This window comes from Pseudomonas sp. MM227 (assembly GCF_947090715.1).
Lineage (GTDB): Bacteria > Pseudomonadota > Gammaproteobacteria > Pseudomonadales > Pseudomonadaceae > Aquipseudomonas > Aquipseudomonas baltica.
On sequence record NZ_OX352319.1, the window covers coordinates 4,459,664 to 4,484,636 of the forward strand.

29 protein-coding genes and 1 pseudogene are annotated in these 24,973 nt (G+C 61.0%); 17 read left to right on the forward strand and 13 right to left on the reverse strand.

Translation table 11 applies throughout. The annotated features are described in order from the left end of the window. Positions 1 to 17: 17 nt before the first annotated feature. The 4 genes from ONG87_RS20315 to ONG87_RS20330 form a co-directional block, all read right to left on the reverse strand. The gene (locus ONG87_RS20315; RefSeq protein WP_264381936.1) at positions 18 to 776 is read right to left on the reverse strand and encodes a uroporphyrinogen-III synthase; all 759 of its coding nucleotides are present in this window, start codon (positions 774 to 776) and stop codon (positions 18 to 20) included. Beyond that, entirely contained in the window at positions 773 to 1,714 is a 942-nt protein-coding gene (gene hemC / locus ONG87_RS20320) for a hydroxymethylbilane synthase (protein ID WP_122479919.1), read from the reverse strand. The genes ONG87_RS20315 and hemC overlap by 4 nt, the downstream gene beginning before the upstream one ends. A 90-nt stretch (positions 1,715 to 1,804) precedes the next feature. Then, positions 1,805 to 2,551 carry a LytTR family DNA-binding domain-containing protein gene (locus ONG87_RS20325; protein WP_122479920.1) on the reverse strand — a complete coding sequence of 249 codons (747 nt, stop codon included), beginning with the start codon at positions 2,549 to 2,551 and terminating at the stop codon, positions 1,805 to 1,807. Then, positions 2,548 to 3,615 carry a sensor histidine kinase gene (locus ONG87_RS20330; protein ID WP_122479921.1) on the reverse strand — a complete coding sequence of 356 codons (1,068 nt, stop codon included), beginning with the start codon at positions 3,613 to 3,615 and terminating at the stop codon, positions 2,548 to 2,550. Before ONG87_RS20330 ends, ONG87_RS20325 begins: the two co-directional genes overlap by 4 nt. Positions 3,616 to 3,841: 226 nt before the next feature. On the opposite strand from ONG87_RS20330, the gene argH reads away from it, so the two are divergent. The 3 genes from argH (at position 3,842) to ONG87_RS20345 (ending at position 6,018) form a co-directional block, all read left to right on the forward strand. Further along, positions 3,842 to 5,236 carry an argininosuccinate lyase gene (gene argH / locus ONG87_RS20335; protein WP_122479922.1) on the forward strand — a complete coding sequence of 465 codons (1,395 nt, stop codon included), beginning with the start codon at positions 3,842 to 3,844 and terminating at the stop codon, positions 5,234 to 5,236. Positions 5,237 to 5,365: 129 nt separating this feature from the next. Further along, complete coding sequence (locus ONG87_RS20340; RefSeq protein ID WP_192059379.1) at positions 5,366 to 5,644, forward strand: hypothetical protein; 279 nt, start codon at positions 5,366 to 5,368, stop codon at positions 5,642 to 5,644. 125 nt (positions 5,645 to 5,769) lie between these two features. Next, positions 5,770 to 6,018 carry a TIGR02647 family protein gene (locus tag ONG87_RS20345; protein ID WP_122479924.1) on the forward strand — a complete coding sequence of 83 codons (249 nt, stop codon included), beginning with the start codon at positions 5,770 to 5,772 and terminating at the stop codon, positions 6,016 to 6,018. A gap of 29 nt (positions 6,019 to 6,047) precedes the next feature. Here ONG87_RS20345 and ONG87_RS20350 read toward each other — a convergent pair whose 3' ends face one another. Both ONG87_RS20350 and cyaY read right to left on the reverse strand, forming a co-directional pair. Beyond that, the gene (locus ONG87_RS20350; protein ID WP_122479925.1) at positions 6,048 to 6,284 is read right to left on the reverse strand and encodes a DUF1289 domain-containing protein; all 237 of its coding nucleotides are present in this window, start codon (positions 6,282 to 6,284) and stop codon (positions 6,048 to 6,050) included. Then, the gene (gene cyaY, locus ONG87_RS20355; protein ID WP_122479926.1) at positions 6,284 to 6,610 is read right to left on the reverse strand and encodes an iron donor protein CyaY; all 327 of its coding nucleotides are present in this window, start codon (positions 6,608 to 6,610) and stop codon (positions 6,284 to 6,286) included. Before cyaY ends, ONG87_RS20350 begins: the two co-directional genes overlap by 1 nt. A 184-nt stretch (positions 6,611 to 6,794) precedes the next feature. Here cyaY and ONG87_RS20360 point away from each other — a divergent pair, with 184 nt between their 5' ends. Genes ONG87_RS20360 through ONG87_RS20385 form a run of 6 tightly spaced genes read left to right on the forward strand, consistent with a single transcriptional unit; the run spans position 6,795 to position 11,347 of the window. Beyond that, a complete protein-coding gene (locus ONG87_RS20360; protein WP_043192229.1) occupies positions 6,795 to 6,944 on the forward strand; it encodes a lipoprotein in 150 nt (49 codons plus the stop codon). A gap of 9 nt (positions 6,945 to 6,953) precedes the next feature. Further along, positions 6,954 to 8,201 carry a diaminopimelate decarboxylase gene (gene lysA, locus ONG87_RS20365; RefSeq protein WP_264381937.1) on the forward strand — a complete coding sequence of 416 codons (1,248 nt, stop codon included), beginning with the start codon at positions 6,954 to 6,956 and terminating at the stop codon, positions 8,199 to 8,201. Positions 8,202 to 8,205: 4 nt separating this feature from the next. Further along, entirely contained in the window at positions 8,206 to 9,036 is an 831-nt protein-coding gene (gene dapF, locus ONG87_RS20370) for a diaminopimelate epimerase (protein ID WP_122479928.1), read from the forward strand. 13 nt (positions 9,037 to 9,049) lie between these two features. Further along, the gene (locus ONG87_RS20375) at positions 9,050 to 9,757 is read left to right on the forward strand and encodes a DUF484 family protein (RefSeq protein ID WP_264381938.1); all 708 of its coding nucleotides are present in this window, start codon (positions 9,050 to 9,052) and stop codon (positions 9,755 to 9,757) included. Position 9,758: 1 nt separating this feature from the next. Next, on the forward strand, positions 9,759 to 10,655 hold the full coding sequence (gene xerC / locus ONG87_RS20380) for a tyrosine recombinase XerC (protein ID WP_264381939.1): 897 nt from the start codon (positions 9,759 to 9,761) through the stop codon (positions 10,653 to 10,655). Further along, a complete protein-coding gene (locus tag ONG87_RS20385; RefSeq protein ID WP_264381940.1) occupies positions 10,652 to 11,347 on the forward strand; it encodes an HAD family hydrolase in 696 nt (231 codons plus the stop codon). Before xerC ends, ONG87_RS20385 begins: the two co-directional genes overlap by 4 nt. 123 nt (positions 11,348 to 11,470) lie before the next feature. Here ONG87_RS20385 and sutA read toward each other — a convergent pair whose 3' ends face one another. From sutA to glnK, 4 genes are all read right to left on the reverse strand, one after another. Then, complete coding sequence (sutA, locus tag ONG87_RS20390) at positions 11,471 to 11,794, reverse strand: transcriptional regulator SutA (RefSeq protein WP_122479932.1); 324 nt, start codon at positions 11,792 to 11,794, stop codon at positions 11,471 to 11,473. A 99-nt stretch (positions 11,795 to 11,893) separates the two neighbouring features. Further along, the gene (locus tag ONG87_RS20395) at positions 11,894 to 12,319 is read right to left on the reverse strand and encodes a secondary thiamine-phosphate synthase enzyme YjbQ (RefSeq protein WP_122479933.1); all 426 of its coding nucleotides are present in this window, start codon (positions 12,317 to 12,319) and stop codon (positions 11,894 to 11,896) included. 201 nt (positions 12,320 to 12,520) lie between these two features. Further along, entirely contained in the window at positions 12,521 to 13,855 is a 1,335-nt protein-coding gene (locus ONG87_RS20400; RefSeq protein ID WP_122479934.1) for an ammonium transporter, read from the reverse strand. A 40-nt stretch (positions 13,856 to 13,895) separates the two neighbouring features. Further along, positions 13,896 to 14,234 (reverse strand): P-II family nitrogen regulator, encoded by a 339-nt coding sequence (gene glnK / locus ONG87_RS20405; RefSeq protein WP_002555808.1) that lies wholly within the window; start codon positions 14,232 to 14,234, stop codon positions 13,896 to 13,898. Between the two features lie 413 nt (positions 14,235 to 14,647). On the opposite strand from glnK, the gene ONG87_RS20410 reads away from it, so the two are divergent. The 4 genes and pseudogenes from ONG87_RS20410 to ONG87_RS20425 all read left to right on the forward strand — a co-directional run bounded on the left by ONG87_RS20410 (position 14,648) and on the right by ONG87_RS20425 (position 18,519). Next, a complete protein-coding gene (locus tag ONG87_RS20410) occupies positions 14,648 to 14,908 on the forward strand; it encodes an accessory factor UbiK family protein (RefSeq protein ID WP_122479935.1) in 261 nt (86 codons plus the stop codon). Between the two features lie 86 nt (positions 14,909 to 14,994). Next, positions 14,995 to 15,912, forward strand: a complete 918-nt coding sequence (locus tag ONG87_RS20415; RefSeq protein WP_192059370.1) for a LysR family transcriptional regulator — start codon at positions 14,995 to 14,997, stop codon at positions 15,910 to 15,912. Between the two features lie 204 nt (positions 15,913 to 16,116). After that, positions 16,117 to 16,758, forward strand: a pseudogene (locus ONG87_RS20420) (magnesium chelatase domain-containing protein); the annotation flags it as partial. Positions 16,759 to 16,803: 45 nt separating this feature from the next. Then, on the forward strand, positions 16,804 to 18,519 hold the full coding sequence (locus ONG87_RS20425) for a recombinase family protein (RefSeq protein WP_264381941.1): 1,716 nt from the start codon (positions 16,804 to 16,806) through the stop codon (positions 18,517 to 18,519). A 374-nt stretch (positions 18,520 to 18,893) separates the two neighbouring features. On the opposite strand, the gene ONG87_RS20430 is transcribed toward ONG87_RS20425, so the two are convergent. Further along, a complete protein-coding gene (locus tag ONG87_RS20430; protein ID WP_264381942.1) occupies positions 18,894 to 19,523 on the reverse strand; it encodes a recombinase family protein in 630 nt (209 codons plus the stop codon). A 235-nt stretch (positions 19,524 to 19,758) separates the two neighbouring features. Here ONG87_RS20430 and ONG87_RS20435 point away from each other — a divergent pair, with 235 nt between their 5' ends. The 4 genes from ONG87_RS20435 to arsH are packed head-to-tail and all read left to right on the forward strand — an operon-like array spanning position 19,759 to position 22,642. Further along, positions 19,759 to 20,106 (forward strand): metalloregulator ArsR/SmtB family transcription factor, encoded by a 348-nt coding sequence (locus ONG87_RS20435; protein ID WP_264381943.1) that lies wholly within the window; start codon positions 19,759 to 19,761, stop codon positions 20,104 to 20,106. 30 nt (positions 20,107 to 20,136) lie between these two features. Next, positions 20,137 to 21,420 carry an arsenic transporter gene (locus ONG87_RS20440; protein WP_264381944.1) on the forward strand — a complete coding sequence of 428 codons (1,284 nt, stop codon included), beginning with the start codon at positions 20,137 to 20,139 and terminating at the stop codon, positions 21,418 to 21,420. A 14-nt stretch (positions 21,421 to 21,434) separates the two neighbouring features. Continuing rightward, the gene (locus ONG87_RS20445; protein ID WP_264381945.1) at positions 21,435 to 21,905 is read left to right on the forward strand and encodes an arsenate reductase ArsC; all 471 of its coding nucleotides are present in this window, start codon (positions 21,435 to 21,437) and stop codon (positions 21,903 to 21,905) included. Positions 21,906 to 21,928: 23 nt separating this feature from the next. Further along, the gene (gene arsH, locus ONG87_RS20450) at positions 21,929 to 22,642 is read left to right on the forward strand and encodes an arsenical resistance protein ArsH (RefSeq protein ID WP_264381946.1); all 714 of its coding nucleotides are present in this window, start codon (positions 21,929 to 21,931) and stop codon (positions 22,640 to 22,642) included. Between the two features lie 249 nt (positions 22,643 to 22,891). Here arsH and ONG87_RS20455 read toward each other — a convergent pair whose 3' ends face one another. Together ONG87_RS20455 and ONG87_RS20460 are read right to left on the reverse strand one after the other, a co-directional pair. After that, positions 22,892 to 24,148: a hypothetical protein gene (locus ONG87_RS20455; RefSeq protein ID WP_264381947.1), complete on the reverse strand. Its 1,257-nt coding sequence runs from the start codon at positions 24,146 to 24,148 to the stop codon at positions 22,892 to 22,894. 250 nt (positions 24,149 to 24,398) lie between these two features. Next, positions 24,399 to 24,581 carry a hypothetical protein gene (locus ONG87_RS20460; protein ID WP_264381948.1) on the reverse strand — a complete coding sequence of 61 codons (183 nt, stop codon included), beginning with the start codon at positions 24,579 to 24,581 and terminating at the stop codon, positions 24,399 to 24,401. Positions 24,582 to 24,973 lie beyond the last annotated feature (392 nt).

Genomic DNA, 24,973 nt, shown 5'->3' on the forward strand with positions numbered 1-24,973 from the left:
TCGCTGGCGGTCGCGCCTTACGATCTGGGTGCGGCCTGCGTGCGCAGCGCCGCCAGCAACGCCGAGGTACTGGCACCTCGGCAATCCACAACATTCACCGCACCGGCTTCACGCGCCAGCGCAGCTACCCGCGGGCTGGGCACGAACAGCGGCAGGGTACGGATCACCGACCACTGCTCGCCTGCCAATTGGTGCAAGTGTTGAAAACCCTGCCCACTGCTGACCACCAAGGCGTTCAAGCGTTCCGATGCGATACGGGACACCAGCGCACCCGGTGGGTAGACCGGAATGCTGCGTCGGTACAGTTGCAGATACTCTACCGTCGCGCCCTGCTCACGCAAGTGCTCGGCCAGAGCCTCGCGTCCGCCTTCGCCACGGATGATCAGCACCCGCGGATCGGGGCTCGCCAATGCGGCGCGCAATTGGGCCAGATTCAGCAAGGCTTCGCTATCGTCTCCTGTTTCAGGATACGTCACGGTCAGCCCACGCGCTTCGAGAATGGCCGCCGTGCCAGCACCGACGCTGAACCACGAGGTCTGCCCGAGGTTGGCAGGCGCGCGGTCCAGGGCCAGGCGCGCGGCGGGCTTGCTGACCACGATCACGGCATTGTATCGATTCAGTTCGGCCAGCACCTGCCGCTGAGTGTCGCTGTCCGCTAGCGGCTCGATCGCCAGCAATGGCAGGCTCGCCGCGAACACGCCCTGTTCCAGCAGCGCCTGGGCTTGCAGCGCGCACTCGTGGCAGGGTCGGGTCAGCAACACTCGCCAAGGGTTCAAGGATGACCGGCCTCGCCGTACACCGCGCGCAGAATGTCGTCGGCGCCCTGCTCCAGCAGGGCTTCGGCCACCTGTACGCCCAACTGTTGCGCATCGGCCAGCGGCGCGCGTGCCTGAGCATGCAGCAGACGCTGCCCAGCCGGGTCGCCCACCAGGCCGCGCAGCCAGATCTGCTCCCCTTCGAGCACGGCGTAACAGGCGATGGGCACTTGGCAGCCACCGTTGAGGTGTTTGTTCAGGGCACGCTCGGCGCTCACGCGAAATTCGGTATCGCGGTGATGCAATGACCCCAGCAGCGCGTGGATCTCGCTGTCGGCCGTCCGGCACTCGATGCCGACCGCGCCCTGGCCGCCCGCAGGCAGGCTGTCTTCGACGCTGATGCTGGTGGTGATGCGCTCTTCGAAGCCCAGGCGGATCAGGCCGGCCGCAGCCAGAATGATCGCGTCGTATTCACCGGCATCGAGCTTGGCCAGGCGGGTGTTGACGTTGCCGCGCAGAAAGCGGATCTGCAGGTCGGGACGTCGCGCCAGCAGCTGGGTCTGGCGACGCAGGCTGGAGGTGCCGACGATGCTGCCGGGCGGCAGCGCCTCCAGGCTGTCCCAGGCGTTGGAAACGAAGGCGTCGCGAGGGTCTTCGCGCTCGCAGATGCAGTACAGCCCCAGCCCGTCGGGGAAGTCCATCGGCACGTCTTTCATCGAGTGCACGGCGATGTCCGCCGTGCCTTCGAGCAGGGCGGTTTCCAGCTCCTTGACGAACAGCCCCTTGCCGCCGATCTTCGACAAGGGTGAGTCGAGCAGCTTGTCGCCGCGACTGACCATCGGCACCAGGGTGACCTGCAGATCGGGATGCGCCTGCTCCAGGCGGGCCTTGACGTATTCGGCCTGCCACAGAGCAAGCGCGCTTTTACGGGTGGCGATGCGGATTTCGCGAATGGGCATGAATCGATCCGTATGAAGATTAGCGGACGATGATACCAGCTGTGCGCCAGGCCGCGCCCAGCCCGGCGGACTGGGCAGGCCTGCTGAGGGCTAGAGGTGCTGCATCATCTTGCGCACGCCGGCCACATGGCGTCGGCTGACGATCAGCGCGTCGCCGTTGAGCCCCTTCAGATAGAGCTGAAAGTGACCCAGGGGCGTGCGCTGCAAGCGCTCGATGCGCTCGCGGGCCACCAGGGCGTTGCGATGGATACGCACGAAGCGATCGCCAAACTCGTCTTCCAACGCCTTGAGCGGTTCATCGAGCAAGACCTCGCCGCCTTCGTGGCGCAGGGTGACGTACTTGTGATCGGCAATGAAGTAGATCACCTGATCCAACGGAATCAACTCGATGCCCTTGCGGGTTCTTGCGCTTATATGGCTGCGCGGACCGGTCCCCGCCTCGGCCGCCGGACGTGTCAGGGCGGCCAGTTGCACGCGGTTGGGTTTTTCCGCCTTCTTCAACGCTTCGAGCAGGTGTTCGGAGCGCACCGGCTTGACCAGGTAGCCCACGGCACTGACCTGAAAAGCATCCAGGGCAAACTCGTCATGGGCGGTGCAGAACACCACCGCCGGCGGCGTGTCGCGCTCGCACAGCCTGGCGGCGACCTGCAGGCCATCCAGGCCGGGCATGCGAATGTCGAGCAGGACTACGTCCGGCTTCTGTGCCTCGATCATGCTCAGGGCTTCTTCGCCGTTGCTGGCGCCGGGTTCGAGCACATGGTAGCCCTCGAGCTCGCCAACCAGTCGGCTCAAACGTTCGCGGGCAAGGGGTTCGTCATCAACGATCAGGACATTCATAGAGCGCTGGATTCCTGCGTGAGTCTCGCACATGGATAACGTAGACAAGTGAAGTGACGACCGTCACGGCGATTCACGCTAAGACTTGCGCGCGGACCGAAAAGTGCCGCAAGTCGAGCGCCAATGTTTGCCAGCGCCTGCTGGGTTCCGCCCGACGCCTGCGCTGTGGCGGCCTCTTGGTAGGGATTGCTGATGGTCAATATGAACTCTCCCCCTTTGTAGTCGGCCTCCACGCTGACCACCCCGCCCGAAATCAAAGGGGCGATGCCATGTACCAGCGCATTCTCCAACAACGGTTGCAAAGTAAGTTGGGGGATCGGCAGATCATCCGGGATTGTTTCGATCCTCCAGTGCAACTGTAGACGCTCGCCGAGACGATATTGCTCAATCGATAAATAACGTTTGGCCAACTCCACCTCATCACGCCACATCACCAGGCTGTTGGGCTGGGCCAGACTGGCACGAAACAGGTCGGACAGATTGAGCACCGCCTGCTCGGCCTTGACCGGATCGCTGACCACCAGGCTGGCGATGCTGTTCAAGCTGTTGAACAGGAAGTGCGGGCGAATGCGCGCCTGCAGGGCCTGGATACGCGACTGCAATTCGGCCTGTTGCTGGCGCCGCCACTGGCTCTGCAGGTAGAAGTAGCGCAGCAGCAAGGCCGACATGATCAGCCCGATCAGGGCGTGGCGCAGGTACCGATTGACCTCCACGGTCGGCGTGTCGAGCCCGCCCAACTGGAAGTAGTCGATCACCGCCGTGCCCGCGAGGGTCAGGCCCACTACCAGGGCGCAGCACAACCCACCCGCCATACCGGGGCGCAGGCGCGCCAGCCAGGGGCGCAGGGCACAGAGCAAGGCCGCCGAGAGCAGCACGATCCATTGCACGAACAGCGAAGTGAGGGCCAGGCGCACCCAGTTGAAGCCTGGGTTCATGGGTTCGGCCAGCACCAGCACGAACACCAGCAACTGCGCCAGCACGATCAGCATCAACAGTGCCTGGGGCAGGCATAGCTCGGGCAGGAAAAAGTCCGGCTCGGGAGGGTTCGACGGCTTGCTGAACATGTACGGTTCCCTGGCTGCTGTAGGGTGTCGCGGGCCTCTTCGCGGGCAGAGACCCGCTCCCACAGGTCAACGTGATCACTTGTGAGAGCGGGGGCGGGCGGCGAGCCCTCTGCCCGCGAAGGAGTGAATGCAGACAATAGACACCTGCACTATGCCGCCAACAGACCCGGGCCGCATTTGTTATTATTGCGGCAATTTCCCGTTCACGCCTTGCACGAGCCAATTCATGAGCACTGACAAGACCAACCAGTCCTGGGGCGGCCGCTTCAGTGAACCCGTCGACGCCTTCGTCGCCCGCTTCACCGCCTCGGTCGATTTCGACCAGCGCCTGTACCGCCATGACATCATGGGCTCGATCGCCCACGCCACCATGCTGGCCAAGGTCGGTGTGCTCACCGATGCGGAGCGCGACACCATCGTCGACGGTCTGCGCACCATCGAGCAAGAAATCCAGGCGGGCCAGTTCGACTGGCGCACGGATCTGGAAGACGTGCACATGAACATCGAAGCGCGCCTGACCGATCGCATCGGTGTCACCGGCAAGAAGCTGCACACCGGACGCAGCCGCAACGATCAGGTGGCCACCGACATTCGCCTGTGGCTGCGTGACGAGATCGACCTCATCCTCAGCGAAATCACCCGCCTGCAGCAGGGCTTGCTGGAACAGGCCGAGCGCGAGGCCGACACCATCATGCCGGGCTTCACCCACCTGCAGACCGCGCAGCCGGTGACCTTCGGGCATCACCTGCTGGCGTGGTTCGAAATGCTCAGCCGCGACCATGAACGCCTGGTCGATTGCCGCAAGCGCACCAACCGCATGCCGCTGGGCAGCGCCGCGCTGGCCGGCACCACCTACCCCATCGACCGCGAGCTGACCTGCACGCTGCTGGGCTTCGAAGCCGTCGGCGGCAACTCGCTGGATGGCGTTTCGGACCGTGACTTCGCCATCGAATTCTGCGCTGCGGCCAGCATCGCGATGATGCACCTGTCGCGCTTCTCCGAGGAGCTGGTGCTGTGGACCAGCGCGCAATTCCAGTTTATCGACCTGCCCGACCGCTTCTGCACCGGCAGCTCGATCATGCCGCAGAAGAAGAACCCCGACGTACCGGAACTGGTGCGCGGCAAGAGCGGCCGGGTATTCGGTGCGCTGATGGGCCTGCTGACCCTGATGAAGGGCCAGCCGCTGGCCTACAACAAGGACAACCAGGAAGACAAGGAACCGCTGTTCGACGCCGCCGACACGCTGCGCGACTCGCTGCGGGCCTTTGCCGACATGATCCCGGCCATCAAGCCCAGGCACGCCATGATGCGCGAAGCCGCGCTGCGTGGTTTCTCCACCGCCACCGACCTCGCCGATTACCTGGTGCGCCGTGGCCTGCCGTTCCGCGATTGCCACGAGATCGTCGGGCATGCGGTCAAGCATGGCGTGGACACCGGCAAGGACCTGGCGGAAATGAGCCTGGAAGAACTGCGCCGGTTCAGTGACCAGATCGATGCGGACGTGTTCGAGGTATTGACCCTGGAAGGCTCGGTCAATGCCCGCGACCACATCGGCGGCACGGCGCCTGCTCAGGTGCGTGCGGCAGTCGCTCGCGGCCGCGATTTGCTGGCGGCTCGCTAGGCGCTTGGCAGGTCCGGCCTCTTCGCGCCCTGCTCCCACAGTAGATGTTAGATATCCTGTGGGAGCGGGTCTCTGCCCGCGAAGGGCTCCCCCCAGAACCCGACATTGACCCCGATCGAGAACATCCCCATGAGCGACAACCTGCCAGACGACGACGAAGCATTTGCCGAAGCCACCCTCACCCAGGCCATCGAGAATCAGATCGAAAGCGACAACCCGCCCGCGGCCAAGGCCACGTTCAACAAGCTGACGCTGGTGGGCTATGAGCGCGAGGACATCCTCAACATGATGGCTCATGTACTGGCGATCGAGATCGATGCCATTCTGGAGCAGGATCGTGCGTTCGACACGGCCTGGTACGAAGCCGCTCTGCGCGCCTTGCCCGAGCTGCCAGCGGAAAAAGTCTGACGCTGAACAGGCGCGTTCGCCTGCGGCTGACTACACTGGAAAAACCCCGCTGCCACGGTGTCGGGGTACAGCGTTCAGCGCCCCTCGGTGCTGTCGTTCATTCCATAAGAAAGTCGGGAGCGCCTATGTCGTCCTACACCCCGGAACTGGTTGCCGAGCTGGAAATCCTTGCCCTGTTCAACCTCGGCAACACCATGGAAGGTCTGAAAATCCACCACACTGCATCACCTGCGGCCATTGCCGCCGCGACTCGCCTGCATGAAAAGGAATTGATCACCAAGCCCGATGGCGGCTACCTGACCAGCCTGGGCCATGAGGCTGCCGGGCACGCGCAGTCATTGCTCACCATCCTGACGGTGGCCGAGCCTGCCTGAGCATCGGGGCTTGATGGAAGCAGGTGCTGTCAGTCGCCAGCAGGCGCCGACAGCGCCTGCGAGCGGCGCTGCTCGGCCACAGCGATGATCTGGCGCCGCGTATCGTCATCGGCCGAGCGCCAGGCGCGGATATCCTCGACATGGCGGAAACACCCTTGGCAAACGCGTTCTTCGTCCAGCCGGCACAGGCTCACGCAAGGTGACTGTACCGACGGGCTGACGTTGCTGTAGAGCGGCTTGGGGGCGCGTGCGGGCTGGCTCACCATCAGATCTCTTCGAAATCCAGCTCGACGCCGGCCTGTTCCTCGGTCGCCCGGGCCAGTACCTCGCCCAGCAATTCCTCGGATTTCTCGCAGCGCCACTTGCCCGACTCTTCGTCGTAATCGAAGTGATAGCCACCGGAGCGCGCGGCAAGCCACAGCTGGCGCAGCGGCTCCTGGCGGCTGATGATCAGTTGGCTGCCGTTGTCGAACTTGATGGTCATCATGCCGGCGGAAATTTCGATGTCGTCGGCGTGGTCTTCGAGCAACTCCTCCAGCGCCTGCTGGGTGGCATCGACCAGGTCGTGGAAACGGGCTTCGGTCAAACTCATTGCAGGAACCTCGGAAAGTGTCTGTTCGCGCTACGGGCGGCAAGATACGAGCAGCCAGCGGTTTATGCAAAGCATAATGCACCCGTCTGGATCGGTGGCACCGCTGGCGGCCCACCTGCATAGCCACCATGCCGGGCGCTGGGTATACTCGGGCGCAATTACTGCTTATACAAAGGATTTCGCCATGAAGCGCCTGATCTCTTCCCTGGCCGCGCTCGTCGCCGTTGCCTGCCTGGTGTCCGCCTGTGGTCAAAAGGGCCCGCTGTACCTGCCCGATGACAGCAAATCTCCCGAGGACCAAGCCAAGTCGTCGCAACCGCACAAGCACTACTAAGGGAACACCATGGACGCTTTTCAACGCCGCGACGGTGAACTGTTTGCCGAAGGCGTAGCCCTGTCGGCCGTGGCCCAGCGCTTCGGCACGCCGACGTACGTCTACTCGCGCGCCCACATCGAGGCGCAGTACAACGCCTACGCCGATGCCCTGCAGGGCACCCCGTCGCTGGTCTGCTTTGCCGTGAAGGCCAACTCCAACCTGGCCGTGCTCAATGTCCTGTCGCGTTTGGGCGCCGGTTTCGACATCGTCTCGGGCGGCGAACTGGAGCGCGTGCTGGCCGCGGGCGGGCGCGCCGAGCGCGTGGTGTTTTCCGGCGTCGGCAAGACCCGCGCCGACATGCGCCGCGCCCTCGAAGTAGGCGTGCACTGCTTCAACGTCGAATCCACCGACGAGCTGGAACGCCTGCAGGAAGTCGCCGCCCAGCTAGGCGTGCGCGCGCCTGTGTCGCTACGGGTCAATCCGGACGTCGACGCGGGCACCCACCCGTACATTTCCACGGGCTTGAAAGAGAACAAGTTCGGCATCGACATCGCTGCAGCCGAAGACGTCTATGTACGTGCCGCGCAGTTGCCCAACCTCGACGTGATCGGCGTGGATTGCCACATCGGCTCGCAGCTGACCACGCTGGCACCGTTCCTCGACGCCCTGGATCGCTTGCTCGACCTGGTCGATCGCCTTGGCGACTGCGGCATCTACCTGCGCCACATCGACCTGGGCGGTGGCCTGGGCGTGCGCTACAGCGAAGAGCAGCCGCCATTGGTTGCCGACTACATCCAGGCCGTGCGCGAGCGCCTGGACGGTCGCGAGCTGACCCTGGTGTTCGAGCCGGGGCGGTTCATCGTGGCCAATGCCGGGGTCTTGCTGACTCAGGTGGAATACCTCAAGCATACCGAGCACAAGGATTTCGCCATCGTCGACGCGGCGATGAACGACCTGATCCGCCCGGCCCTGTACCAGGCATGGATGAACGTCAGCCCGGTCAAGCCGCGGGAAGGTCAGGCACGTGCCTACGACATCGTCGGGCCGATCTGCGAAACCGGTGACTTCCTCGCCAAGGAGCGTGAACTGGTGCTGGCCGAAGGCGACTTGCTGGCCGTGCATTCGGCCGGCGCCTACGGTTTCGTCATGAGCTCGAACTACAACACGCGCGGCCGCTGTGCCGAGGTGCTGGTCGATGGTGACCAGGCATTCGAAGTACGCCGCCGCGAAACCGTGGCCGAGCTTTTCGCCGGCGAAAGCCTGTTGCCGGAGTAATCCCATGCTACTGCGTTTTACCAAGATGCATGGCCTGGGCAACGACTTCATGGTGCTGGACCTGGTCAGCCAACATGCCCATATCCTGCCCAAGCATGCCAAGCAGTGGGGCGATCGCCACACCGGCATCGGCTTCGATCAATTGCTGCTGGTCGAAGCGCCGAACAATCCCGATGTCGACTTCCGCTATCGCATCTTCAATTCCGACGGTTCGGAGGTGGAGCAATGCGGCAACGGCGCGCGCTGCTTCGCCCGCTTCGTGCTGGACAAGCGCCTCACGGCCAAGAAGACCATTCGCGTCGAAACCAAGGGCGGCATCATCACCCTGGACGTCCGCAGCGATGGTCAGATCAGCGTCGACATGGGCCCGCCGCGCCTGGTGCCGGCCGACATCCCGTTCCAGGCCGACTCCCAGGCGCGCAGCTACGAGCTGTCCGTCGATGGCCAGAGCGTCGAGATCGCCGCCCTGTCCATGGGCAACCCCCACGCAGTGCTGCGTGTCGACGACATCAACAATGCGCCGGTGCACGCACTGGGGCCGAAGATCGAACACCATCCGCGCTTTCCGGCACGGGTGAACGTGGGCTTTCTGCACGTAGTCGATCGCACCCGCGCGCAGCTGCGTGTCTGGGAGCGTGGCGCCGGCGAGACCCAGGCCTGTGGCACCGGCGCCTGTGCTGCCGCAGTCGCAGCCATCAGCCAGGGCTGGATGGATTCGCCACTGCTGCTCGACCTGCCAGGCGGCCGCCTGTCCATCGAATGGGCCGGGCCAGGCCATTCGGTGATCATGACCGGCCCTGCGGTTCGGGTCTTCGAAGGACAAGTGCGTTTATGACCGAGTACAGCCAATGACCGACCAGCCTCAAGTACCCGCGCCTGCGGAGGTCCTGGAGGCTTCGGCCGTGGCCGACTTTCTAGCCGCCAACCCGGCGTTCTTCGAGCAGCATGAGGAATTGCTGACTCAGCTGCGCCTGCCCCACCAGCGCGGCGACACGGTGTCGCTGGTGGAACGGCAGATGACGCTGCTGCGTGACCGCAACGGCGAGATGCGCCAGCGCCTCTCGCACCTGATGGAGCTCGCGCGCGACAACGATCGCCTGTTCGAGAAGACTCGCCGCCTGATTCTGGCCATGCTCGATGCCGCGTCCCTGGACGAGCTGGTGATCAGCGTCGAAGACAGCCTGCGCGAAGACTTCCAGGTGCCCTTCGTCAGCCTGATCCTGTTCAACGACATTCCCGCCCCGGTAGGCCGCAGCGTGACCAGTGGTGAAGCGCAGCAGGCCATCGGTGGGCTGTTGTCGGAGGGCAAGTCGCTCAGTGGTGCCTTGCGCGAACACGAACTGGCGTTCCTGTTCGGCAGCGACCAGGCCTCGCAGGTCGGCTCGACCGCGCTGGTGCCATTGCTGCATCAAGGCCTGCACGGCGTACTGGCCATCGGCAGCCGCGACCCTGCGCACTACAAGAGTTCGGTGGGCACGCTGTTCCTCAGCCATATCGGCGAAGTGCTCAGCCGGGTATTGCCACGCTACACCGGCGCGCTGCGCTCGGTACGTTGAGGTGCGCGAACAACTGGATGCCTACTGCACGCACCTGCGCAGTGAGCGCCAGGTGTCGGTGCATACCCTGGATGCCTACCGGCGCGACCTGACCAAGGTCGTCGAATTCTGCGAGAAGGAAGGCCTGGCGACCTGGCAGGCACTGGACATCCAGCTGTTGCGGCGTCTGATCGCTCGCCAGCATCAGCAAGGGCAGTCGTCGCGCAGTCTGTCGCGCCTGCTTTCGGCCGTGCGTGGCCTGTATCGCTACCTCAATCGCGAAGGCCTCTGCAGCCACGACCCGGCCAATGGCCTGGCGCCGCCCAAGGGCGAGCGTCGCCTGCCCAAGACGCTGGACACCGATCGCGCCCTGCAGCTGCTCGAAGGTGCGGTGGAAGACGACTTCCTGGCCCATCGCGACCAGGCCATTCTCGAGCTGTTCTATTCTTCGGGTCTGCGCTTGTCGGAGCTGACCAGCCTCGACCTCGGGCAGCTCGACCTCGCCGACGGCCTGGTGCAGGTGCATGGCAAGGGCAGCAAGACCCGTGTACTGCCCGTGGGTCGCAAGGCGCGCGCGGCGCTGGAGCAGTGGCTGGCGCTGCGCTCGATGAGCAACCCCATCGACGATGCCGTGTTCGTCAGCCAGCAGGGCCGCAGGCTCGGGCCGCGTGCCATCCAGGTACGGGTCAAGGCCGCCGGCGAGCGTGAGCTGGGGCAGAACCTGCATCCGCACATGCTGCGTCATTCGTTTGCCAGCCACCTGCTCGAGTCGTCCCACGACCTGCGTGCCGTGCAGGAGATGCTTGGCCACGCCGACATCGCTACCACGCAGATCTATACCCACCTGGACTTCCAGCACCTGGCCAGTGTCTACGACAGTGCCCACCCACGGGCAAAACGCAAAGGCGGCGACTCATGAGCATCAAGCTGATCACTTTCGACCTCGACGACACCCTGTGGGATACCGCCCCGGTCATCGTCAGCGCCGAAGCCATCCTGCGCGACTGGCTGGCCGACCAGGCGCCGAGACTGGGCCCAGTGCCGGTCGAGCACCTGTTCCAGATCCGCCAGCGCCTGGTCGACGCCGACCCTTCGCTCAAGCACCGCATCAGCGCGCTGCGCCGTCGTGTGCTGCGGCACGCCATGCAAGACGCTGGCTATGCCGAGGATGAAGCGGCCTCGCTGGCCGACAGGGCCTTCGAGGTATTCCTGCACGCTCGGCATCAGGTGGACATCTTTCCCGAGGCCCAGCCAGCCCTGGAGATCCTTTGCCAGCGTTATACCCTGGGCGTGGTTACCAACGGCAACGCCGATGTGCGTCGACTGGGCATCGCTGATTTCTTCACCTTTGCGCTATGCGCCGAAGACCTGGGCGTGGGCAAGCCGGATTCGCGGCCCTTTCTGGAAGCCATGCGCCTGGGCGATGCGGGCGCCCACGAATCGGTGCACATCGGCGATCACCCGGGCGATGACATCGCCGGCGCGCAGAAGGCGGGCATGAAGGCCATCTGGTACAACCCGCAAGGCAAGCCATGGGCCGCCGAAGGCAAACCCGACGCCGAGGTCGCCAGCCTGGCACAGTTGCCTGCACTGCTGCTGCAACTGGGCTAGCTGTGGGAGCGGGCGAGCGGCGAGTTCTCTGCCCGCGAAGAGGCCGTCAGTGTCTACCCCGCACCCACAAAAAAGCCCGCAGCGACCGCGGGCTTTTTCTATGTTGCTTCGAGCGACGAGCCTTCAGATAGGGCGGCTGCCGTACTTGTTGTCGGGCTTCTTGGGTGGATCGGCCACCACGTTGGGCTCGACTTCCTGCACCTTGCCGCCGCGCGACAGGAACTCTTCCATCGCCCGAGCCAGCGCATCGCGCTCTTTGTTCTTGGCTTCGATACTCGGCAGTTCATCCACCGATACCGCCGCCTTGGCCTTGCCCTTGGCAGCGGGTACGGGTGTGTCGCCACCGTCGTCCTCCGCAACGTCTTCGGCAGCCGCCTCGAGGGTTTCTTCGGCCTCGTCTTCTTCGCCTACTTCGAGGTCGTCGTTTTCCAGATCATCGTCGCTCATGTTCTACCTCATGACTTGCGAAAGCAGATTATTTATAGCCCAGCTTTACCTTATGTCGACGGTTGCCGGAAAAAATTCACATCCACTGGTAACCAGCGGTCAAGCGTCCTCGCCATACAGCGTGGCAAGGACCCGACGTGCGCCGCCATGATCGCGATGCTCGCCCAAATAAATACCTTGCCAGGTACCTGTCGCCAGCCTTCCCGAGGTCACCGGAACGGTCACCTGGCAGCCCAGCAAGCTGGCCTTGAAGTGCGCTGGCAGGTCGTCGGGCCCTTCGTCGTTGTGTTCGAAACCGTCTGCACCCTGTGGCACGAGGCGGTTGAAGAAACGCTCGAAGTCCCGGCGAACGGCCGGATCGGCGTTTTCGTTGACGGTCAACGACGCCGAAGTGTGTTGCAGCCACAAATGCAGCAGGCCCACGCGGCATTCGCGCAGGCGCGGCAGTTGTGCGAGCAACTCGTCAGTCACCAGGTGAAACCCGCGAGGCCTGGCTCGCAAGGTGATGAGGGTTTGCTGCCACATACCGTTCTCGTCCGTTCGGGGCGCATTCTAGCGCGCTCTGGGAAAAAGCAAAGAGCCTGTTCGCGACTGTTTTGCACTGAGCCGCCGCGCGCGATCGCTACGGCAGCCGACAGCCCCGGCGGCAAACCCGCCGGACCTGAAGCAGATGACAAATCGCAGGCAAAAAAATGCCCGGCAAGCCGGGCATTTTTTTCCGAACGGTTACAAGTTGTAGCCGCGCTCGTTGTGCTGCGCGAGGTCAAGGCCCACCGCCTCTTCTTCCTCGTTGACTCGCAGACCCATCACCGCATCCAGCACCTTGAGGATGACGTAGGTCACGATACCGGTGTAGACCACGGTGAAGCCGACGCCCTTGAGCTGGATCCAGACCTGCGCGCCGATGTCTTCGACGGTGCCGAAACCACCCAGCGCGGGCGCTGCGAACACGCCGGTCAGAATCGCGCCGACGATGCCGCCGATGCCGTGTACACCGAAGGCGTCCAGGGAGTCGTCGTAGCCCATCTTGCGCTTGAGCGTAGTAGCGCAGAGGAAGCAGATGACACCGGCCACCAGGCCGATTGCCAGTGCACCCATCGGACCGACAGTACCAGCCGCCGGGGTGATGGCCACCAGGCCAGCAACCACGCCCGAAGCGATGCCCAGTGCGCTTGGCTTACCGTGGGTCAGCCACTCGGCGAACATCCAGCCCAGCGCCGCAGCGGCGGTGGCGATCTGGGTGACCAGCATTGCCATGCCGGCAGTGCCGTTCGCCGCTGCAGCCGAACCGGCGTTGAAGCCGAACCAGCCGATCCACAGCATGGCCGCGCCGATCAGGGTGTAGCCCAGGTTGTGCGGCGCCATCGGGGTGGTCGGGTAGCCCTTGCGCTTGCCCAGCACGATGCACGCAACCAGACCGGCAACACCGGCGTTGATATGCACCACGGTGCCGCCCGCGAAGTCCAGCACGCCCCAGTCCCACATCAGGCCGCCGTTGCCGGACCAGACCATGTGCGCGATGGGTGCATAGACCAGGGTGAACCAGATGGCCATGAAGATCAGCATCGCGGAGAACTTCATGCGCTCGGCGAAGGCGCCGACGATCAGCGCCGGTGTGATGATGGCGAAGGTCATCTGGAAGGTGATGAACACTGCCTCAGGGAACAGTGCCGCCGGGCCGGTGACGCTGCTCGGCGTCACGCCGCTGAGGAAAGCCTTGGACAGCCCGCCGACGAAGGAATTGAAGTTGACGACGCCCTGCTCCATGCCGGTGGTGTCGAAGGCCAGGCTATAGCCGTAGACCATCCACAGGATGCTGATCAGGCCAGTAATGGCGAAACACTGCATCATCACCGAGAGCACGTTCTTGGAGCGCACCATGCCGCCGTAGAACAACGCCAGGCCAGGAATGGTCATGAACAGCACGAGGGCGGTCGCGGTCAGCATCCAGGCGGTATCGCCGGAGTTGAGAACGGGGGCTGCCGCCTCGTCCGCCAGGGCAAGGCCTGGCATTGCGAGGGACAACAGGGCTCCTAGCCCTGCGAATTGACGCAGAGTCATATTGTTTACTCCTGGGGCGTTGGGTTGTGTCGGCTTTTTTTTAGATTGCGTCGGTATCGGTTTCGCCGGTACGAATGCGAATCGCCTGTTCCAGATTGACCACGAAAATCTTGCCGTCGCCGATCTTGCCGGTGTTGGCGGCCTTGGTGATGGCTTCGATGACGCGATCCAGATCCTTGTCATCGATAGCGACGTCGATCTTGACCTTGGGCAGGAAGTCGACCACGTACTCCGCGCCGCGATACAGCTCGGTATGGCCTTTCTGCCGACCGAAACCCTTGACTTCGGTAACGGTGATGCCTTGCACGCCGATTTCCGACAACGACTCGCGCACGTCGTCCAGCTTGAATGGCTTGATGATGGCAGTGACTAGCTTCATGAAACTCTCTCCCGAATTGGTGGACTTGCCCCAGGAAAACAAACCCGGATCAAGTCTAAGCGCAGTGCCTGGCTTTGTAACGCGTCGTCGACCCCGCAGCCCGGACCGACAACCGATAAACAACTGCTGACGAAACACTTCCCTTGAAGCTGCGCACCGTTCTCGTCACGACGAGTCCATCAGTGCATGGGTCTCTTGGCTCTAAGCAGAAAGCTTGCCATGTCGCGCAAACCGCGAGATTTGGCCACCCTGCGCGGCTTTTGTGCAGCGGTTTGAGCAGGCAGCGCGGGCAAGCGCACAACAAGGGTGCAGCGCTGGGCACACCTGTGCGCGAAAACCGTGCGCTGCGGCTCGGCTTTTCAGCGCATGGCTGCGTGATACACTGCGCATCACTTTGTCTCAGGAAATTTCCCATGCTCCCGCCCAAAGCGTTCCTCGACACCCTGAGCGACCACGCCTCGCGCTTGTTCAGCGGTGACACCGCACAGCCGCGCGCGGAGCTCGAAGGTCAGTTCAAGGCATTGCTGCAGTCCGGCTTCAGCAAGCTCGACCTGGTCAGCCGCGAGGAATTCGACAGCCAGATGGTCGTGCTGGCGCGTACCCGCGCGCGCTTGGAGAGCCTGGAAGCCAAAGTCGCCGAGATGGAAGCCAAGGCAGCACCCAAGGCCGAGTAATATCTGAGACGCAGCTCGGTTGCCGATCGGCTGCACCGCTTTGTGCCACGCTCGGCATTGCCATTGAACAGCAGGGACGTGCTTCGATGAACCGCAACGAGCTGCGCAAGGCCGATATCAACCTGATGGTGGTGTTCGAAGCCCTCATGCTCGAGCGCAACGTCACCCGCGTCGCGGAAAAGCTGTTCCTCGGCCAGCCTACGGTCAGTTCAGCGCTGAACCGACTGCGCGCCCTGTTCAACGACCCGCTGTTCATCCGCATCGGCCATCGCATGGAACCCACCGCGCGCGCCGAGGAAATCATTCGGCACCTCTCCCCCGCGCTGGACGCGATGTCGGTGGCGCTGAGCCTGACCCATGATTTCGATCCGGCCGTAAGTACCATGACCTTCCGCATCGGCCTGTCCGACGACGTCGAGTTCGGCCTGCTGCCGCAAGTGCTGCGCGCACTGCGCACCGAGGCGCCGAAAGTGGTGATCGTGGTGCAGCACGTGGATTACTGGCGCATTCCCGACCTGCTCGCCTCCGGCGACATCACCGTAGGCATCAGCCAGACCCGCGGCCTGCCGGCCAATGCCAAGCGTAAACTACTGCGCCGCATGCGCCCGCGCGTGCTGCGCGCCGACAAGTCGGCTACCCCACTGACCCTGGACGAATACTGCGCCCGCCCCCACGTACTGGTGTCGCCGACTGCGCACACCAGCGGTATCGCCGATGAGTGGCTGCAGGAAATCGGCCGCACCCGCCAAGTGGTGCTGTCGGTGCCCCAATTCAGCTCGCTGCCCGCCCTGCTCGCCGGCACCGACATGCTCGCCGGCCTGCCCGACTACGCCGCCACCGCGATGGCCGCTCACGGCAACCTGTTCGACGAACCGCTGCCGTTCGATGCGCCGACGCTGGATTTGTCGATGGTGTGGTTGAGCATCACCGATACGGATCCGGCGGAGCGGTGGTTGCGGTCGCGGCTGGAGGCGTTCATGGGGGATCGCGGCGGGGTGGTGTAGGGTCGCAACAACGTGTCATCCATCTCACACACTCGCCTTGGTGGCGGGTTTGTTGCTGAAAAGCAATCTCTGGAAACCATGACCTGCGTGCTGCTGCCATCCGTAGCACCGTGAATCATTTCTCCACTGGCGCCCCCTTCCCCATCCACTACCCTCGCACCACCACCGCAGGAAGCGGTTCCTCTTTCAACGCATGGAGCACGCATGTCTCTCGCTATCGTTCACAGCCGAGCCCAGGTGGGCGTGGGTGCGCCTGCGGTCACGGTCGAGGCGCATCTGGCCAATGGGCTGCCGGCGCTGACTTTGGTGGGGCTGCCGGAGGCCTCGGTCAAGGAGAGCAAGGATCGCGTGCGCAGCGCGATTCTCAATTCGGGGCTGGAGTTTCCGGCGCGGCGGATCACCCTGAACCTGGCGCCGGCGGATCTGCCGAAGGACGGCGGCCGGTTCGACCTGGCCATTGCGCTGGGTATCCTGGCGGGCAGCGGGCAGATTCCGGCCCTTACCCTGGATAACGTGGAATGCCTGGGCGAGCTGGCGCTGTCGGGCGCCGTGCGGCCGGTGCAGGGTGTCTTGCCCGCTGCCCTCGCTGCTCGCGATGCAGGGCGAACGCTGATCGTGCCCAGGGATAACGCCGAAGAGGCAGCGCTGGCCTCGAACCTGACGGTGATTGCTGCGGATGATCTGATGCAGCTGGTCAGTCATTTCAATGGGCGCAATCCGATCAGTCCTTTCAATGCCAATGGCCTGTTGCTGTTGAGCAAGCCTTATCCGGACCTGAGCGAAGTGCAGGGCCAGGTTGCGGCCAAGCGTGCGCTGCTGGTGGCCGCCGCTGGCGCGCACAATTTGTTTAAGTTGTGTAACAATACACCAACATGAGTTAGGACCAGACCGATGAAGCCCAAAGCCTACAGTTACATTCGTTTCAGCAGCCCTGAACAGGCGAAAGGCGATAGCTACAGACGGCAGCGATCTGCGGCCTTGGACTACTGTGCGGAAAACGGCTTTGAACTGGCGGACACGAAGGAATACAGATTCTTTGACTCCGGTAGGTCTGCCTACACCGGTAAGCACGTTGGAGATGAAGGCGAACTTGGTCGCTTCCTCACGCTGGTAAACGACGGCGCGATCAAACCTGGATCTGTTCTGCTAGTTGAATCACTTGATCGACTGTCCAGGGACAAAGTGCCCATTGCACTCGGGCAGCTGCTCAATCTGCTGGGGACCGGCATCAAGGTTGTCACCCTTTCAGATAGACGCACTTACTCAAACGACTCACCTGACCTTGGCACAGAATTGATCGTGAGCATCGCGGTGATGATGCGAGCCCACAACGAGTCCAGCGAGAAAGGCAACCGAGTAGCGAAAGCTTGGCGTAACAAACGTGACCTCGCACGAAGCGATAAAACCCCACTCGGTGCTGCGTGCCCATACTGGTTGAAGCTTGTGGAGGGCGTTTACCAGCCAGTACCAGAACGTGTTGAGGTAGTCCGCCGCATCTTCGATATGACAATCCAGGGCTACGGCCAAGCGGCGATTTCCCGGCGGCTGAACCAAGACAACGTCCCCGTGTTCGGCAGCACGCGATCTACGAAGGAGAAGCCGAGGAACAAAAGCGGCTTATGGGGCACAAGCTCAGTGGAGAAGATTCTGAATAACCGGGCTCTGCTGGGGGAATACCAACCAACGCACCTTGTAGGACGCGTGCGAGAGAATGACGGCGAGGCTGTCGAAGGATTTTACCCTGAAATCGTTACCCCGGATGTGTTCCTGCAAGCCAAGGCCGCACGAGCACAGCGGCAGACCACTAAGTCTACCAAGCAATCGAAGAACTTCAACATCTGGCAGGGCCTCGCGAAATGCCGAGCGTGCGGCGATGCAATGCACCTAATCAACAAGGGGCGCCCACCCAAAGGATACACGTACCTACAGTGCTATAGAGCCAAGAAAGGTCAGTGCCAAAGCGGCAGTATTCGGATTGAGCAGACCGAAGCCGTGTTCAAGGAGGTCCTAGCGAACGTGGATAGCATGTCGCTAATCAACGGGAAAAGTGTGGGGATCCGCAAGAGCCTCGAAGCGGCAGATGGCAAACTCGCACTCATAAGTGGGAAGCTTGAGCAGGCAACCGAGGCTCAAACAGCGTTCCCTTCGCTTGCTGGTGCTAAGCTGCTTCACGACCTCGAACAGGAACAGGCCCATTCCTTGGCGAGAAGGGACGAACTCCGGCAAAATCTTGCATCGCACCGCGTTATCAGCCGGGAAGACTTTTTCATGCAGATCGACCTTGTAACCTACGAAGGCAGGGCCGCTGCCAACAGCCTGCTCAAACGTCTGGGGCTACAGGTTCTGTTCAAGCGTTACAATCCGAGCCGCTTCCAATGCTGGGTATTGGATAAGACTGACGAAGCAGTAACCGAAGAAATCCAGCAGATGCTATTCAGCGTGCTTTACGAGGTCGACTGCGTCACTACCCAGCCGCTCGACCCTGATATCTATGACAGGCAGATTGAGCAGGGGTTAACCACAACCGCCACCATACGCAAGCAGGAAGAAGACGGTATCGGCTGGGAATGGTTCGGCGGCAGACTAACCAAACCCCGGACATCCTGAATTTTGCTGCGGCACCTCGCCTGCTGACGAAAGTACCCTTATCTTGCTGGCCAACAATATCGCAACGGGGGTTGGGGCAAACTGTAAAAGCTGGCCGTCTGTGGGTCGGTACTAAGCGCCATTCCCGTACCAGCTCACTATCGACCGGCCAAATCGGCAAATATGGTGGGCAGAGATAAGCCCTGTCATTGACAAAGCTCGGTTCGCGGCAGTGTTAGCTCTGTTATTCGTCAATTACCTATCCAGCCCTATGCAATGCATCTTTCGCATCCATCCAGGACCGTTAATCTGCCTCTCTAAGGTCACGCTCGTTCATCTTGAGGAGACTATGCGATCTTCTCGTCAAGCGGCCCATACGCCTTCCTGAATGGTTCTTAGGCTGCGTCCAGGACGTTCATCTGCTTCACCTTCTGTACTGTCGTAGTACTGCATTTCAACAGCTCGGCTACCTTCCGGATGCTTTTACCGTCCCCCAGTAGTTCACTGACTCGCTTATGCAGATCCAGGTCAGTCGGACGACCTTTGTAAGTACCCTTTGCCTTGGCCGTAGCAATTCCCTCTGCCTGTCGGCGACGGCGGTCTTCATAGTCCTTGCGGGCTACAACGGCCAGCATATCCAGCAGCATCCCGTTCACAGCAGCGATCATGCCCTTGGTGAAGTCATCCATGCCCCCGGTAGGCTTCAAGGCTGCGTGACTGGTGCTAAGGTCCATGGATACGACTGTCACCTTCTTCGCTGCAATCAATGCTTTCAGCTCGTCCCAGTCGTCTTGCTTGAGCCGGGATAGACGATCCACCCCTTCGATCAACAGCACGTCACCTTGATGGCTGTCGTCCAGCAGCTTAAACAACTGGGGGCGGTCCAGTCGGGCACCACTCACATTCTCTACGTAGAAGGCTGCGATCTTGTGCCCCTGATTGGCGGCGAAGGCAATTAGTGCCTGTCTCGCACGGGTGGCGTCTTGCTCAGTTGTTGACGCTCTTAAGTAGGCACGGACGAACATGGCGTAGACTCTGTGGCATTTTGGGTGTGCCACATTCTACTGTGTTACTTAAGGTGGGTAAAGTCATTTCCTGACACGTATGCATGGGCTGTTTTACGCTATTCCAGTGTGGCACCTGCCGCATACCCATACTGACACGATAAGCATGCTACCGGTCGGCCATCTTCTAGCAGAGCTTGCAGAATACATATGGAACTCCGTATATTCGATTTGCCATATGCGAGGAGTGCCATTAATGATCACGCCATCAGAAGTTTTCAAGAGCCTTGCAGATGAGACTCGTACTCGTGCCACGCTGCTGATTGCCAGCCTAGGTGAGCTATGTGTATGCGAGCTGATGTGCGCCCTGGACGATAGCCAGCCCAAGATCAGCCGACACCTAGCTCAACTGCGAGGAAGCGGCTTGCTGCTTGATCGTCGTCAAGGGCAATGGGTGTATTACCGGCTCAATCCCGAACTACCTAGGTGGGTGAACGAGATGTTGTTGGTAACTACCCACGCTAATGCCGAGTGGTTAAGCGTCAACGTATCCCGCTTGCAGAACATGGACGACCGCCCGGTCCGTGTTGCTGCGTCCTGCTGAGCCCTATTAAACGCTACCCGCGAGGCTTCCATGCTAGTTGCATTCGCCGTCTTCGTGTTCACTCTGACTCTCGTTATATGGCAACCCAAGGGTCTTGGCGTTGGTTGGAGCGCCGCCTTAGGTGCAATCATTGCGTTAGCAGTTGGCGCTGTATCTCTACACGACATCCCGACCGTGTGGGCCATCGTGTGGAACGCCACGGCGACGTTCATTGCAGTAATCATCATCAGCTTATTGCTGGACGAGGCAGGCTTCTTCGAATGGGCCGCATTGCATGTAGCTCGATGGGCGAATGGTAGCGGATACCGATTGTTCGCCTTCTGCGTGCTACTCGGAGCGGCAGTTTCAGCACTGTTCGCCAACGACGGTGCGGCACTGATCCTGACACCAATAGTCTTGGCCATGCTGCTGGCCTTGCGGTTCTCTCCTGCAGCGACACTGGCATTCGTTATGGCGGCAGGGTTCATTGCGGATACAGCGAGCCTACCGCTAGTGGTGTCGAACCTGGTTAACATCGTCTCCGCTGACTATTTCAACATCGGTTTCAGCGAATACGCTTCGGTCATGGTGCCAGTGAATCTAGTCAGCATCGCCGCCACGCTGGGTATGCTGCTGTGGTTCTTCCGCAAAGACCTACCACGCACTTACGATCTCGATGATTTGAAGGCCCCCGAAGCCGCTATTCGCGATAATGCGACATTCGTTGCCGGTTGGTGGGTATTAGCGCTATTGCTGGTTGGCTTCTTCGCCATCGAGCCGCTGGGCGTTCCGATCAGTGCCATCGCTGCCATCTGTGCGTTGATCCTCTACCTGATAGCCGCGCGCGGGCATGTCATCTCTACCCGCAAGGTACTCAAGGAAGCGCCTTGGCAGGTCGTGGTGTTCTCGCTTGGTATGTACCTCGTGGTCTACGGATTGCGTAATGCCGGACTCACCGACTACCTGACGCAGGCTCTCAATGTCTTTGCTGGCTATGGAGTCTGGGGCGCATCCCTCGGGACAGGCCTGCTCGCCGCTGGCCTGTCGTCAGTCATGAACAACATGCCCACTGTGCTGGTGGGCGCCTTGTCCATTCATTCTGCCGAGGCTACTGGCATCGTGCGAGAAGCCATGGTCTACGCCAACGTCATCGGCTGTGACCTCGGCCCCAAGATTACTCCCATTGGCAGCTTGGCCACCTTGCTATGGCTGCACGTCCTGGCCCGCAAGAACATCGTCATTACCTGGGGCTACTACTTCCGCACCGGTATCGTGCTAACGCTGCCGATCCTGCTTGCCACCTTGGCCGCACTGGCCATTCGCCTGAGCTTTTGAACCGGAGATACCTGATGAAAGTCTTGTTCATGTGCACCCACAACAGTTGCCGCAGCATCTTGTCCGAGGCACTGTTTAATCACCTCGCCCCTGAGGGAATGCAAGCCGTGAGCTCGGGCAGTTTCCCCAGCGGAAACGTCAATCAGCGGGCACTAACGACCTTGGAATCCGCCGGTATCTCAACTGCTGGCCTTTCGAGCAAGGCTTCGGACGCTTTTGAAAGCGCTCCCCCCGACATCGTCATCACTGTTTGCGACCGCGCCGCTGGTGAGGCTTGCCCAATATTCTTCGGCCCGTCACTCAAGGCCCACTGGGGCCTGGCTGACCCTTCGGCTGTTACCGGGAGTGAGGCGGAAATCGAAGAAGCGTTCCAGACCACGCTAGCGAAGATCGATGAGCGTGTACGCACATTCATAGCACTGCCTTTCCAGCAGCTGGGCCAGGACGAGTTAAAAGCCGAACTAGCTCGCATTGGCTCGCTCTAGTTCTTGGATCGATGGAGACCGAGATGAACAACAACCTGCCGAACTTTCAGCCAGAATTGATCGATTTGCCGTCACTGCACGGAATGGAGCCGAATACCCCTTCGACCCATAAACCACGCATCCTGCTGCTTTATGGATCGACCCGCGAGCGTTCCTTCAGCCGCTTGATGGTCCAAGAGGCTGCGAGGTTGTTGGAAGAGTTCGGCGCCGAAACTCGCATCTTCGATCCTTCAGGCCTGCCGCTGCCTGACGACGTGCCTGTCGAGCATTCCAAGGTGCAAGAGTTGCGCGATTTGGTGCTGTGGTCGGAGGGCCAGGTGTGGTGCTCACCTGAGCGTCACGGTGCGATGTCTGCAGTGTTCAAGGCTCAGATCGACTGGATACCACTAGCCCTTGGAGCCGTGCGTCCTACTCAGGGCAAGACATTGGCGGTGATGCAGGTGTGCGGCGGCTCTCAATCCTTTAACGTGGTCAACCAGTTGCGAGTTCTTGGCCGGTGGATGCGCATGTTCACCATCCCCAACCAGTCATCTGTACCCAAGGCATATATGGAGTTCGATGACGAAGGTCGCATGAAGCCATCGGCCTACTACGACCGGGTTGTCGATGTCATGGAAGAGCTGGTGAAACTTACCGTGCTGTTGCGTGATCGCCAAGAGTTCCTAGTGGACCGTTACTCGGAACGCAAAGAGAGCGCCGAGCAGCTATCTGCACGGGTGAACCAGCCTTCGATTTAAACGCCACACCTATTGTTACTTGATGACGACTTCTCCACCGATGCGCAGCTCCGCCCATTACAATAACCTCGCAAAACCTATGGCTATATTGTGAGTGGGGCAATCTGCTAAGCCCCGCCCGCTGCAATGCCAGGGATTCCGGGGGCTGCGAGTCGACAAAGAGTTAGCAAGCATCCGCTACACGGGGATAATGAATAGTTTCCTATTAGTTATGCACTAGTTAATCCGACGTCCTGATGATGACCCGTACTACGCCGCCATCGGCACTGGCTCGACTACAACGGGGGAAAACTCCAGCCACTTCGGATATCGGTCAAACGGCATGTTGTAAACGGTAAACCGCTTATGCTCCCGGTACTGCTTGCGAGCCTCATCGACGGCTTCATCTAGGCTTACCAACACCGCATCTTGAGCATCCAGAATCTGATCTTCAGTACAGAGGCCAATGCCCACCAACGCGTGCCAAGTCGGCTCTAACGTAGCGTATAGGCTATCGATATATGCCAGCCAATCTGATCCACTGGCTTCCCAGCTCCACTGGTCAGGTGCCACTACTGCCGGGGCCAGGGTTTGAACCGATAGGCGCTTCAGAAGGCGGTTGGAGATGTAATCTTGGTCGATCTCCAGCCCCTGGAGCGCGTTCTGAGCAGAAGGAATGACACCTGGCTTGATCACCTTGCCCTTCGTGTCGCATACCCCGAGAACGAGGTTGTCCAAGTCTTCTGCCAGCAGTTGAGATGGTGTACGCCAAGGGCGATCATGATAGAGATGCACTAGTGGTGACCATGCATTACACCCTGTCCTGAGAAACCGGCTACGAGCTGTACCTTGTTGGTGATCGACTTGAACCAGATAGATGCCAAGAACCTGAACCACCTTCAGCATAAATCGGCAATTGTCCTTGTGCTTGCCTTCCGGCAGAACGCCCGAGAAGCGTGCGAGTTCGTCATGCAACACCCCTAGTTGCGAATCCGTCGAACAGCTGCTAACCGCGAAGGCATTGACTGTTGTTCGCCCCTGCTGCTTGGCGTCCAGGGATTGCAATTCCTCCAGCTTCAATGATTGCAGCTCTGCTTCTGTGTAGCGGCGGTCAAGCCGTTCGTATTGCTCGTCCCCTTGGTGCTTGAATACGGCCCTGGCAAGTCGAAGGCGTACCGTCCGCTGAGGCATCCGATCCAGCTCATCAAGATACGTGTCCAGTTCATGGCCGAGGAAGTCGGCGATCTTCTGCAATACCTGGGCTCGCGTAGTTCCCTCAGCGATGCTCCACTTCCGCTTGAGGGCAGATGCAGGAATCGAAGCGCCAGCCCATGCATTAACAGGCTTGTTACCCTGCTTCTGGTTCAGCAATGCAACGCCAGTGAACACGTTTTCCGGCGTAGTCAGTCCAACGCTTCCATCACGGCCTACAAGCGGCTGTACGTGACAAAGCTGGAACAAATCCTTGCCCTGCCCCCTATCTACCCAGCCGAAGCGCTTCTTGGTATAGGCGTACTGAGCATCCATGCGGTGTAGACCATGGGCATCAATGCCTTGATATGTCTGTACAGTTCCAGCTCGGATGGCTTGGTCGATCAGCCAGCCTCCGAAGGCGCTTTCCAGTTGACGCTCCTTCCTCCGGGCAATCTTCTTCTCTCGGGGAGTCAGGCTCGGAGACTTTCGATGCCGCTCCAACGCCTTGGCACAGGCGCTGCTACAAGTTGCTCTACCTCCCGGCCTACGCCGGAACATGCCGTGGCAGTTGAAGCACTGATACTCACGTTGCTGCGTATTGCTGGTTGTTGCTGTGGTCATAAACATCCTCGGGGACTGGAACTCGTTGCTGCATGGCCGCTTCATTAAGGAGCGGGCTGATTATGTGGGTTGGGTTGGTGACGCCAGGCTGCGACATGATTCGAAGCAGGCGAGATGCTGATGTTGAATTCAGGGTAATCCTCATCGGATTGGCTCCTTTTTCTATTGGTATTGATGAAGACGAATCGAGTTGAACCCGCGTGGGAGTAAGGCTGCAGCTAAGTAGCGCGACAAATCTGTACCTACCTCGACCCGCTAGCGCCACATTCCGGACGGCACAACGTTGACGTGTTCTGCCGGGTGGCAGTAATCGCAATGAGTCACTGGACATTAGGTGAGGTGGTGCGAGCTTCAGGTGATGCGCATTGCTGAAACGACGCCACTGGCCATGCACGAACGTGCATATATGCCTGTAACTGTTAGCAGGGATCGCAACGGGAGGTAACGGAGGGAAGCCGGGTTCTTCGGCTCGGTACGATTGAACCATGTTAGTTCGAGCTCGTCAAGTCACATATCGATCTCGAATGCAAGTAGTTT